An 11922-nucleotide genomic window follows, 5' to 3' on the forward strand; every position below is an offset into this window, starting at 1 on the left:
ATCAGGGAAACGGGTATTTTCCGTTCCCCGAGGGGAATTGTCGGGTCGTCGCGAGGAGCGGTCATGCCGGATGCAGAGGAGCCTCGACGTGCCGGAAGCGGTGCCGAAGACTATCTTCTCGGCACCGCCGGCGGTGATGTGGTCGTGCATGCCGGACTCGCCGTGACGATCGGAACGATCGTCGGTGTCTACGTCGGGCACTGGGTGCTTTTCGTGATCGCCTTGCTCGGTGCCGCCGTGTGGATCACAGGCGACATCGCCGTCCATGTCAGTCGACAAAGGTCGCCGGACATCAGTCCGGCGACCCCTGTCAGGCACCCTGTCGGGCGGGCTGCCTAGTTGAGCTTCTGCGGCACACCGTAAGTCATCACGGTGTCACCGTTCGAAGTGACCGCCATAGCGTACGGACGGATGGTGACCGGCCCGAGAGCACCGGAGATGGAGCCATGAACTCCCTGCATCCTGACCACAGCCGCCGATCCGTCGAACTCCTGACCCTCGAGGATCGGAACGGTGGTGATTCCACCGGGCTCCAGGTCGATGTCGAGTTCCTGCGACGGAATGATGTCACCGGCAAGTTCCGCGTTGGTCCCTGCGTTCAGGTCCAGCGTGAAGTCCGGGACGAGTCCCAGGTTGATTCCGTTGCTCGACCCGATCGCGAACCCGAGTCCGGGCGTGTTCAGGACGATCGTCGCGCCCGCCAGTGCGACCGGGTAACCGATCTGATAGCCGACGGTGAGCTGAGTTCCCTCGAACTCCTCCGCGTTCGGTCCGGTGATGGCGACCCCGGCGTAACCGTTGTGGAAGAACTCCACGCTGGTGGGTACGCCGTCCAGCGGAGGTACGACCTGATACACCGTGTCGCCCTGCACGACTTCGATGCGATTTCCCTTTGCGTCGATCACGGAGCTGGAATTGTCCACGCCGGCCGAGGCCGTGCCGTTGCCCATGACCATGGCAAGCACCGCAATACCTGCGACTGCGACTGTCCGTGTAAACCGTTTGTACCCAAATCGAGATGTGCTGATGTCCGTCATGCCGACCCCATTCAGAGTGCACTGCAACCGATACGAAAAAGCATGCTGAGCGTAACCAGTGGGGCAGGAGAATATCCCTGTATTGATCAGAAGTTCACAAATCAACTTGATGTGATACACGCAACAATCACGCGAATGCAACCCAGGAAGCTCTCAGCGACCTCCGGTACCCTCGGACGATTGACATCGACCCGAGAACCGGAGGCGCTGCTGCGTGACTGAGATACTCACCCAGGTCGAGACCACTCGGCAGGCAGAGAGCACCAGCACCACCGCTCGCCCTCTCCGCTCCCGTCTCCGGCCGCACCCGGCGGATGCCGCGGTGGTCGTCTTCTACGTCGGCCTCGCGGCATTCGTGTTGGCCCGCCAGTGGAAACACCTCGGGACCGGCTATCTGGTGCGCAGCGGCCAGGACCAGACGATGTGGGAGTGGTTCTTCGCGGTCGCGGCCCGCTCAATGGTGCATCTGGAGAATCCGCTCTCCAGCGACCTGCAGAACTACCCGCTGGGCGTCAACCTCATGGGCAACACGGCGATGTTCGGCATCAGCATTCCGCTGGCGCCCGTCACGCTGTTGTTCGGACCGAACGTCACCTTCACCCTCGCGCTCACACTTGGCCTGTCGGGCACGGCAATTGCCTGGTACTGGGTGTTTTCGCGGCATGTCGTGTCGTCGCGACTCGCGGCCGCCGTCGGCGGCGGCCTGTGCGGTTTCGCACCCGCCCTGATCTCGCACACCAACGGGCACCCCAACTTCGTCGCCCTGTTCCTGCTGCCCTTCATCGCGCTGGCCGTGATCAGACTGGGCAGCGGGGCACGCTCGGTGCGCGACGGCATCGTACTGGGCCTGCTGATCGCCTACCAGATATTCCTCGGCGAAGAACCCCTGCTGATCTACGCGCTGGCGTTCGCGGTCTTCGGTGCCGCCTTCGCGGCGTCGCGTCCGCGAGCGGCATTCGTTGCGGCCAAGCACAGCATCAAGGGTTTCGCGATCGCGGGCGGCATCGCGCTGGCCATCGCCGCCGTGCCCCTGTGGTGGCAGTTCTTCGGACCCGACAGCTACCGGGCGATCGAACACGGCCCGGTCGGCAACGACACCGAAGCGTTCACCAGCTTTCCGACGTCCTCGCTGGCCGGCGAGCCAGGGTCCGCCGAGTTCAGCATGAACGCCACCGAGGAGAACGCGTATTTCGGCTGGCCCCTGCTGATTCTCCTCGGCCTGTCGGCCCTGTGGCTGTGGCGCATGCCGCTGGCTCGCGCCGCGGCCGCGACGGTGGCCGTGATGGGCGTCCTGTCGCTCGGGACGTCGCTGACGATCGGCGGCTGGGACACCGGAATTCCCTTGCCGTGGACGCTGATCTCACACCTGCCGCTCCTCGAATCCGTTCTCGAATCGCGCTTCGCGATGGGCTGCCTGCCCGCCGCTGCCCTGCTGCTCGCGCTGGGCACCGACCGCGCCCTGGCGTCCGCCCGCGAGGGTCAGCGGACCACCACCCTGCTGTGGGTCGGCTGGCTCGCGGTGGCATTGCTTCCGCTGACGCCCACCCCGCTCGCCGTCGTGCAGCGCGACACCGCACCGAGCTTCTTCGCCGACGGCACGTGGCGGGAGTACGTCACCGACGGCTCGGTCGTCACGGTGCCGCTCCCCTCCCCGGAGAACGCGCGGATGCTGCGCTGGCAGACCGAGCAGGATCTCGGATTCCCCATCGCCGGTGGGTATTTCGTCGGTCCGGCCGGCAGCGAGGAGCAGGGTAAGTACGGGCCCGACGACCGCCCCACCGCGCTGCTGCTCGCGTCCGCACAGTCGTCCGGCCAGGTGCCTGCCATCGACGAGGCGACGAAAGCCCAGGCACTGACGGACCTGAAGTTCTGGAACGCCGACGTCCTGGTTCTACCGCACACCCAGAACGATCGCGTTCTGCGCGAGACGGTCCAGGAGCTCGTCGGGTCGCCCGCGAAGCCGGTCGACGGGGTGTGGGTGTGGGACGTGCGAGCGCTGACGTAGGAAAGCCCTACCGCGTCAACACTTCCGGCCCGTCCTCACCGATGGCGACGGTGTGCTCGCTGTGCGCGGCACGGGCGCCCGTCGCCGTGCGGAGCGTCCAGCCGTCGGCCTCGTGCCGGTAGTCGTCGGTGCCGTCGGCGATGAGCATGGGTTCGATCGCGCACCATCCCCGGACGCAGCAGCATTCCCTTGCCGACGCGCCCCTCGTTGGGCACGTGCGGATCTTCGTGCATCTGCCTGCCGATGCCGTGCCCGCCGTGGTCGGCGAGCATCCCGTACCCCGCGCCGCGGGCGAACAGTCCGATTGCGGCACCGATGTCGCCCAACCGGTTTCCCGGCCGGGCGGCCGCAATGCCGTGCGCGAGAGCGGCTTCGGCGGCCTCGACGAGTGCCACGTCGGCCGGGTCCGCCGTTCCCACGACGAAACTCACGGCGGCGTCCCCGCACCAGCCGGCGAGTCTGGCGCCGCAGTCGATGCTGACGAGGTCACCGTCGCGGAGTCGGTACTCGCCGGGAATTCCGTGCACCACCGCGTCGTTCACGCTCGCGCAGATGACCCCGGGGAACGGGCTGGGCGCCCAGTTCGGGTGATAGTTCAGGAACAGGGGCTCCGCCCCCGCGTCGCGGATCACTGCGGCGGCGACCGCGTCGAGGCCCTGGAGCGTCACCCCGATCGTGGCCGCTTCACGCACGGCGGCCAGAGCGTCGGCCACCACCCGGCCCGCCGCGCGCATCGCCTGCACCTCGGCCGCCGTCTTCAACTCGACCACGACTCACCCTCCACGCCTGGATCCAATTTCTATACCGGTATTACTATATGACATATGGTGCGTGTGCCGTTGACAGCAGAGGAACTCGAACGCGGGCAGAGGCTGGGTGAGCTGCTGCGATCCGCGCGGGGAGACATGAGCATGGTCGCGGTCGCACTCGACGCGGGCATCTCCGTCGAAACCCTGCGCAAGATCGAGACCGGACGCATCGCGACACCCGCGTTCTTCACGATCGCCGCGGTCGCCCGGGTTCTCGACCTCTCCCTCGACGACGTCGCCGCGGTCGTGACCTTCGGTCCCGTGAGTACTTATTAACCGCCGGGCGTTAACAAGTACTCACGGGTGGCGGAGCCACAATCGCCTAACATCGTTCTGTGCCGTCCCAACCCCCGCTGCCTGACCTTCGGACCATCCGCACTTCCCGGCTCATCGCGATCGTCACCGGCCTGATCGGGTTCGTGCTCGCGCTGGCCACCCCGTTCCTGCCGGTGAAGCAGGACGCCGCGACGATCGACTGGCCGCAGGACGGCACCCTGAACAGCGTCGAGGCGCCGCTGGTCTCGTACACGCCGCTGGACATGCAGGTGAACGTGCCCTGCACGGTGTTCACGCAACTCGGACCCGACGGCGGCACCGTCGTCTCCACGCTCCCGAATCGGGCGCCCGACTTCGAGAAGAACGGCCTCGTCGTGAAGGGAGGCGCCGGCGGCACGGTCGATGTCACGATTCGCGGCATCTCCCTGATCTCGGCAGACGCCGCGGATCTCCAGGGCTGCACCGCCCTCACCGTCACGTCCGACCACCGGCGGACGTCGGCCGAGATCACGGGCACCGCCGAACCACTCGCCGGTTCCGTCGAGGGCGATCAGCGTCCGCAGATGGTCGGCCTGTTCACCGACCTGCAGGGGGCGGCGCCGGCAGGTTTGAACGTGCACGTCCACCCCGACTCCCGATTCTCGTCCAGCCCCACCCTGCTCAAACTGCTGGCGATGATCGTGTGCGTCCTCGCGACGCTGACGTCGCTGTACGCGTTGCACCGCGTGGACGGCATCGACGGCCGCCGCGCCCGCCGCTTCCTGCCCGCGAACTGGTGGAAGTTCACCGGTGTCGACGCCGTCGTGATCGGGACGCTGCTGCTGTGGCACGTGGTCGGCGCCAACACGTCCGACGACGGCTACCTCCTCGGCATGGCGCGGGTGTCGGAGCATTCCGGCTACATGGCCAACTACTTCCGCTGGTTCGGCGTCCCCGAGGCGCCGTTCGGGTGGTCGTACGAACTCCTCGCGGCGCTGGCGAAGGTGAGCACCGCGAGCATGTGGATGCGGCTGCCGACGCTCCTCGCCGCGCTGCTCTGCTGGATGGTGATCAGCCGGGAGGTCATTCCCCGCCTCGGGGTGGCCGTGCGCCGCAACAGAACTGCCCTCTGGACCGGCGGACTGGTCTTCCTGGCGTTCTGGTTGCCGTACGACAACGGACTGCGCCCCGAACCGGTGATCGCGCTCGGCGCCCTCCTCACGTGGTGTTCGATCGAGCGCGCCATCGCCACCGGACGACTACTCCCCGGTGCCGTCGCCGTGCTCATCGCCGCGTTCTCCCTCGCGGCCGGACCGTCCGGCCTGATCTGTATCGCCGCCCTGATCGCGGGTGCGCGGCCGATCCTGCAGATCGTGATCACACGGGGCCACCGGGTGGGATTCGCGTCCCAGATCCTGCCGATCCTCGCCGCGGGAACAGTCGTGATGGTCGCCGTCTTCGCGGATCAGACACTGGCGACGGTGCTCGAGTCGACGCGCGTCCGCACCGCCCTCGGCCCCAACGTGGCGTGGTTCGACGAGCGGCTGCGCTGGGATTCGCTCATGGGGATCTCGCCCGACGGCTCGCTGGCCCGCCGATTCGGCGTGTTCGTGATGCTGCTGTGCGTCGTGGTCTGCGTGATGCTGATCCTGCGCAAGGGGAAGGTGCCCGGAACCGCGATCGGACCGTCCCGCCGCATCCTCGGCATCGTGTTCGCGTCACTGCTGCTGATGATGTTCACGCCCACCAAGTGGACGCACCACTTCGGTGTGTACGCGGGTCTCGCCGGCTCGGTCGCGGTGCTCGCCGCGGTCGGGGTGGGGGCCGCGAGCATCCGCTCCAAACGGAACCGCACCCTGTTCGCCGCGGGTGTCCTGTTCATCCTCGCGGTTGCGTTCACCAGCTCCAACGGCTGGTGGTACGTGTCCAGCTACGGCGTCCCGTGGTGGGACAAGCCGCCGATGATCGCGGGCAAGGGCTTCTCCACACTGTTCCTGGGCCTCACGGTGCTCACGCTGCTCCTCGCCGCCTGGTACCACGTCCGCGAACCGTACGAGAGCGGCAAGAAGCCCAACGGCAAGCGTGCCCGGATGCTCGCGCCGTCGCCGCTGACCGTCGCGGCCGGTGCCGTCGTCCTGTTCGAGGTGCTGTCACTGCTGAAGGGGGCCGTCGCGCAGTACCCCGGCTACTCCATCGCGAAGGCCAACATCGAGTCGGTGACCGGCAACTCGTGCGCGCTCGCCGACGAGGTCCTCGTCGAGACCGACCCCACCGCCGCCCTGCTGCAGCAGCTCACCCCGGTCACCGACCCGAACGGCGCAGGCGCATTCGGCACGACCTCCGCGGAGGGCTTCACCCCCAACGGCATCGCCGACGACCTCACCGCCGACTCCGAGAAGATCGCCACCGGCGGCGCCAACACCGTCGACACCGAGACCGACGAGACGACGACGGGCACCAGCTCCGGCACCGGCGGCGGCACCGAGGCCACCGCCGGAGTCAACGGCAGCACCGTGACGCTGCCGTTCGGCCTCGATCCCGCCCGAACCCCGGTTCTCGGCAGCTACCAGCAGGGCGGGGAGCAGAAACCCGCCTCCCTCACCACCGGCTGGTACGGGCTGCCCGACCGCAGCGACGACGCACCGATCCTCACCATCTCGGCCGCCGGACGCATCCGGTCGGTCGACGCGGACGGCGTCGTCACCCCCGGCCAGAGCCTGAAGGTCGAGTACGGGGTCACCGGCCCCGACGGGTCCGTCACCGCGCTCGGCACCGTCGACCCGATCGACATCGGGCCGTCCCCGTCGTGGCGCAACCTGCGCGTGCCGCTCGACCAGTTGCCCGCCGAGGCGAATACGGTCCGGCTCGTCGCGGACGACCCGGACACCGACCCCGGCCAGTGGCTGGCGGTCACGCCGCCCCGGGTGCCGACGATGCAGACTCTGCAGACCGTCGTCGGCTCCAGCGACCCCGTGCTCCTCGACTGGGCCGTCGGCCTCGCGTTCCCCTGCCAGCGCCCCTTCGACCACCGCTACGGCGTCGCCGAGGTCCCGCAGTGGCGTGTGCTCCCCGACCGCATCGGCGCCGAGTCCACGAATGCCTGGCAGGACAAGTTCGGCGGCGGCCCACTGGGCTGGACCGACCAGCTGCTGTCGGCGAGCACCCTGGCCACCTACCTGTCGAACGACTGGGACCGCGACTGGGGCTCGCTCGAGCGGTATACACCGCTCGACGAGTCGGCGACGCCCGCGCAGGTCGAATCCGAACAGGTGACCAGGTCGGGTACCTGGTCGGCCGGACCGGTGCGTTACTACTAGAAGTGCCCCTACCCTCTGGTAGGCGGCAATATGCCTACTCAGGTTCCTGACATACCATCGACAACCGTGCCCGACGCTCTGACAACTTCCGTCTCCGATCCCGAATCCACTTCGCCGCCTGCTCGCCAGGACCGGCGGAGTGAGTACCGGACCGCTCGCCTGATCGCCATCGTCACCGGCCTCATCGGGTTCGTGCTGGCAGTGGCAACTCCGTTCATGCCGATACAGCAGACCACCGCTGCGGTGAACTGGCCGGAGAACGGCGTCGTCGGCGACCTCGAGGCACCGCTGATGTCGCAGGTCCCGGTCGACCTGTCGGCGGCGATCCCGTGTTCCGCGGTGGCCGGGCTCCCCCCGCAGGGCGGAATCCTGCTGGCCACCGCCCCCGCGCAGGGCGAGGGTGCGGCACTGAATGCGATGTTCGTGCGGGTGTCGGACAAGTCCGTCGACGTGCTCGACCGCAACGTCACCATCGCGACGGCACCGCGCGCACAGGTGCAGTCGGGCGCCTGCACCGAGATCCGCATCACGTCGAACATCGACGCGACGTCCGCCGAGTTCGTGGGTCTGACCACTCCGACCGGTGACCCGATCGCCGGTTCCCTCACCGGCGACCTCCGCCCGCAGGTGGTGGGCGTGTTCAGCGACCTCCGCGACGGGGCGGCGCCGGCGGGCCTGTCGTTCACGATGAACGTGGACTCCCGGTTCTCGTCGAGCCCCACGCTGATCAAGCTCGTCGCCATGATCGTGGCCCTCCTCGCCACGGCCATCGCGCTGGTCGCCCTCGGCCGCCTCGACGGCACGGACGGGCGCGGGCACCGCAACTTCCTGCCGTCGCACTGGTGGAAGTTCACCGGACTCGACACGATCGTCGTGGGCACGCTGGTGCTGTGGCACTTCATCGGCGCCAATACGTCCGACGACGGCTACCTGCTCACCATGGCCCGGGTCTCCGACCACGCCGGCTACATGGCCAACTACTTCCGCTGGTTCGGTGTCCCCGAGGCGCCGTTCGGCTGGTACTACGACGTGCTGGCCGCGATGGCCAAGATCTCGACGGCCAGCCCGTTCATGCGACTGCCCGCCCTCATCGCCGGCATCCTGTGCTGGATGGTGATCAGCCGGGAGGTCGCTCCCCGCCTCGGCCGGTCCGTCCGGCGCAACAAGGTCGCACTGTGGACCGGCGGACTAGTCTTCCTCGCGTTCTGGCTGCCCTACAACAACGGCCTGCGGCCCGAGCCCATCGTGGCGCTCGGCGCCCTGCTCACGTGGTGCTCCATCGAGCGTTCCATCGCGACCGGACGTCTTCTCCCCGCGGCTGTCGCCGTCCTGATCGGCGCGTTCACTCTCGCGGCCGCCCCGACGGGACTGATGTGTGTGGCCGCCCTGCTCGCCGGCGCCCGCCCGCTCGTCCGGATCGTCGTCAAGCGCCACCGCCAGGTGGGGACGCTGCCGCTGCTGGCTCCGATCGTGGCCGCGGGCACGATCGTCCTGGTGGTCGTGTTCGCCGACCAGACGGTCGCCGCGGTGATGGAGGCCACCCGGGTCCGCACCCTGATCGGCCCGAACCTCGAGTGGTACAAGGACTTCCTGCGCTACTACTACCTCTTCGTCCCGACCGTCGACGGTTCGGTGGCTCGCCGCTTCGCGTTCCTGACGATGATCCTGTGCCTGCTGACGACGCTGTTCATCCTGCTGCGCCGCAAGCGGATTCCCGGTGCCGCCACCGGCCCGTCGTGGCGTCTGCTCGGTGTCGTGTTCGGCACGATCTTCTTCATGATGTTCAACCCCACCAAGTGGACCCACCACTTCGGGGCGTACGCGGGCATCGCCGGCTCCCTGGCCGCACTCACCGCCGTCGCCGTGTCGGCGTCCGCGCTGCGGTCGCGCCGCAACCGCACGATCTTCCTCGCCGGCCTGCTGCTGATGCTGGCCCTGACGTTCGCGGGCATCAACGGCTACTGGTACGTCTCGAGCTACGGCGTGCCGTGGTTCGACAAGGCCGTCTCCATCGGCGGCCGCCAGTCCAACACGTTCTTCCTCGTCCTGTTCGGGCTGGCCGTCGCACTGGCCGCCTGGCAGTACCTGCGTGAGGGATTCGCCGCGCCACCCGCCCGCGCCAACACCGAGAAGGGCAGGCGGATCAGGAAATTCGCGGCCGCCCCGCTCACCGTCGTCGCCGGCATCATGGTGCTGTTCGAAGTCCTCTCGCTCCTGAAGGGCGCCGTCTCCCAGTACCCGGCGTACTCCCTGGCACGGTCGAACTTCGACTCCCTCACCGGGCAGACGTGCGGACTCGCCGAGGACGTCCTCGTCGAAGGCGACACCAACGGCGGAAACCTCACACCCATCAACGATCCCGCGCAGCCGCTGGCGAACCCCGCCGACCCGCTCGGCGGAGCCGATCCCGTCGGCTTCTCCCCCAACGGCGTGCCGTCCGACCTGACCGCCGACTACGTCGAGGTCAAGCAGGGCATGGGCAACACCGACAACCAGAGCGTCGGGCCCACCTTCGAGACCGGATCGAGCGCCGGAACCAGCGGTGGCACCGGAAACGTCGGCGTCAACGGAAGCACCGCCAAGCTTCCGTTCGGACTCGACCCCGGCACCACCCCCGTCATGGGCAGCTACCAGGAAGGCGTGCAGGAACCGGCGACGCTGTCGTCCAGCTGGTACGCACTCCCCGAGCGCAGCGACGACACCCCGCTGATCGTCATGTCCGCCGCGGGCCGCATCTGGTCGGTCGACTCGACCGGCGCCCTCACCTACGGTCAGTCGCTGCTCCTCGAATACGGCAAGCGTCAGCCCGACGGCACCGTCCAGGCCCAGGGCACCTACCTGCCCAAGGACATCGGGCCCGCGCCGTCCTGGCGCAACCTGCGCGTCCCGATCAGCGAACTGTCCCCCGACGCCGACTCCGTGCGGATCGTCGCCAACGACCCCAACCTCACCGGCGACCAGTGGCTGGCCTTCACCCCGCCGCGGGTTCCGAAGCTCGAGACCCTCAACTCGACGATCGGCAGCTCGCAGCCGGTGCTGCTGGACTGGGCCGTCGGACTGCAGTTCCCGTGCCAGCGCCCGTTCGACCACCAGTACGGTGTCGCGGAGATGCCGAACTACCGCATCCTCCCCGACCGCCCGCTGGCCGTCAGCTCCACCGACACCTGGCAGTCCCCGGAGAACGGTGGCCCCCTCGGCTTCACCGAACTGCTCGCCAGCGCCACCGCCATCCCCACCTACATGCGGGACGACTGGGGTCGCGACTGGGGCTCCCTCGAGCGCTTCAACCGGTACTACCCGGACGCCACCGCGGCCACGGTCGACACCGAGACCGCCACCCGGTCCGGACTGTGGAAGCCGGGCACCCTGCGGGTGTACAGCAGCCCGTAGGCCCAGCTTGCTTGCGCGGCCCGCGGAGTTGTCCACAACCTTCCGTCCATCCACAGGGCAATTTCCGACGTGGGCTTTCGGGCGCCGGTCCGATTCGCCCACGGCATGCTCGGACCCATGCGACGAGGAACCTGGGCCGAAGATCTCTCTGCGATAGCCGCCGTCAGCCGCGACGGTGTGGTCCGGGCGGCCACCCTGGAGCGGCTGGGGGTCGCGAAGGGCACCATCTCCGCACGCTGCACCGACGGCGGTCCCTGGCAGCGGATCCTCCCCGGCGTGGTCCTGCTGCACAACGGGCCGCCGACGACGCTGCAGCGCAATCTGGCGGCGCTCGAATACGGCGGTCCGGACGCGCTGCTGTCGGGTCACGCCGCCCTCGCCGCATACGGCTACACCTCGCCGGCGTCCCGTAACGACGTGCTGCTGCTCATCCCGTCCACCCGGCATCGCCGGGACTGGTCGTACGTGAAGGTCGAGCGGACGTGGCGCATGCCCGCACCCGTCCACCGGGGGCTCCTGCGGCTCGCTCCCCCGGCGCGCAGCCTCCTGGACGCGGGACGTCGCACGCCCCAGGCGGACAGCTGTCGGGCGCTCCTCGCCGGCGGCATCCAGCGCGGCGACGTGACCGTCGACGAACTGGTGCGCGAACTCGCGCAGGGCAGCGACCGCGGGAGCCGCCTGCCCCGGGCGGTCCTGCGCGAACTGAGCGAAGACGCGCATTCCGTCGCCGAGGTTCACGCGCAGAAGGTGTATGCGACGAGCGGTCTTGCGCCGATGCGGCACAACGTGGACGTGCTGTCCGCCGCCGGGCTGTGGATCGCCCGTCCCGACGGCTGGCTGGACGACGTGGCCGTCGCCTGGGAGATCGACTCGCTGAAGTACCACTTCTCGCCCGAACTCCACCAGGCGACGATGAGGCGGCGGGCGCGGATGCAGCGCGAGGGAATCATCGTCGTGACGCACTTGCCGAAGCAGATACAGGCCGACCCGGCGACGGTGCTCGCGGATCTCCGTGCGGCGCAGACGCTGGCGGCGTCACGCCCCCGGCCGCCGGTGTTCGTCCACACCGAACCGAAGCTGCGGTCGGCATGAGCCCCTGCCGCGCCCGA

Annotated in this window: 7 protein-coding genes and 1 pseudogene; 6 read left to right on the plus strand and 2 right to left on the minus strand. The window is 68.6% G+C overall.

The window, feature by feature from the left end; all coding sequences use genetic code 11:
- The first annotated feature begins 63 nt into the window (after positions 1-63).
- The gene (locus tag ACFWAY_RS03775; protein ID WP_378454408.1) at positions 64-339 is read left to right on the plus strand and encodes a hypothetical protein; all 276 of its coding nucleotides are present in this window, start codon (positions 64-66) and stop codon (positions 337-339) included.
- Here ACFWAY_RS03775 and ACFWAY_RS03780 read toward each other — a convergent pair.
- Positions 336-1037 (minus strand): MspA family porin, encoded by a 702-nt coding sequence (locus ACFWAY_RS03780; RefSeq protein WP_378454409.1) that lies wholly within the window; start codon positions 1035-1037, stop codon positions 336-338. The genes ACFWAY_RS03775 and ACFWAY_RS03780 overlap by 4 nt on opposite strands.
- A 214-nt stretch (positions 1038-1251) precedes the next feature.
- On the opposite strand from ACFWAY_RS03780, the gene ACFWAY_RS03785 reads away from it, so the two are divergent.
- Complete coding sequence (locus tag ACFWAY_RS03785; protein ID WP_378509838.1) at positions 1252-3042, plus strand: glycosyl transferase; 1791 nt, start codon at positions 1252-1254, stop codon at positions 3040-3042.
- A 7-nt stretch (positions 3043-3049) separates the two neighbouring features.
- On the opposite strand, the pseudogene map reads toward ACFWAY_RS03785, so the two are convergent.
- Positions 3050-3812, minus strand: a pseudogene (gene map / locus ACFWAY_RS03790) (type I methionyl aminopeptidase).
- Positions 3813-3866: 54 nt separating this feature from the next.
- Here map and ACFWAY_RS03795 point away from each other — a divergent pair.
- The 4 genes from ACFWAY_RS03795 (at position 3867) to ACFWAY_RS03810 (ending at position 11905) form a co-directional block, all read left to right on the plus strand.
- Positions 3867-4127, plus strand: coding sequence for a helix-turn-helix domain-containing protein (locus tag ACFWAY_RS03795; protein ID WP_378454412.1), 261 nt, complete (start codon positions 3867-3869; stop codon positions 4125-4127).
- 59 nt (positions 4128-4186) lie between these two features.
- The gene (locus ACFWAY_RS03800) at positions 4187-7423 is read left to right on the plus strand and encodes an arabinosyltransferase domain-containing protein (protein ID WP_378509839.1); all 3237 of its coding nucleotides are present in this window, start codon (positions 4187-4189) and stop codon (positions 7421-7423) included.
- Between the two features lie 66 nt (positions 7424-7489).
- Positions 7490-10813: an arabinosyltransferase domain-containing protein gene (locus tag ACFWAY_RS03805; protein WP_378509840.1), complete on the plus strand. Its 3324-nt coding sequence runs from the start codon at positions 7490-7492 to the stop codon at positions 10811-10813.
- A 117-nt stretch (positions 10814-10930) separates the two neighbouring features.
- Entirely contained in the window at positions 10931-11905 is a 975-nt protein-coding gene (locus ACFWAY_RS03810) for a hypothetical protein (RefSeq protein ID WP_378509841.1), read from the plus strand.
- Positions 11906-11922: the final 17 nt, after the last annotated feature.

The organism is Rhodococcus sp. NPDC059968 (assembly GCF_042738615.1).
In the GTDB taxonomy this organism is placed as follows: Bacteria; Actinomycetota; Actinomycetes; order Mycobacteriales; family Mycobacteriaceae; genus Rhodococcus_F.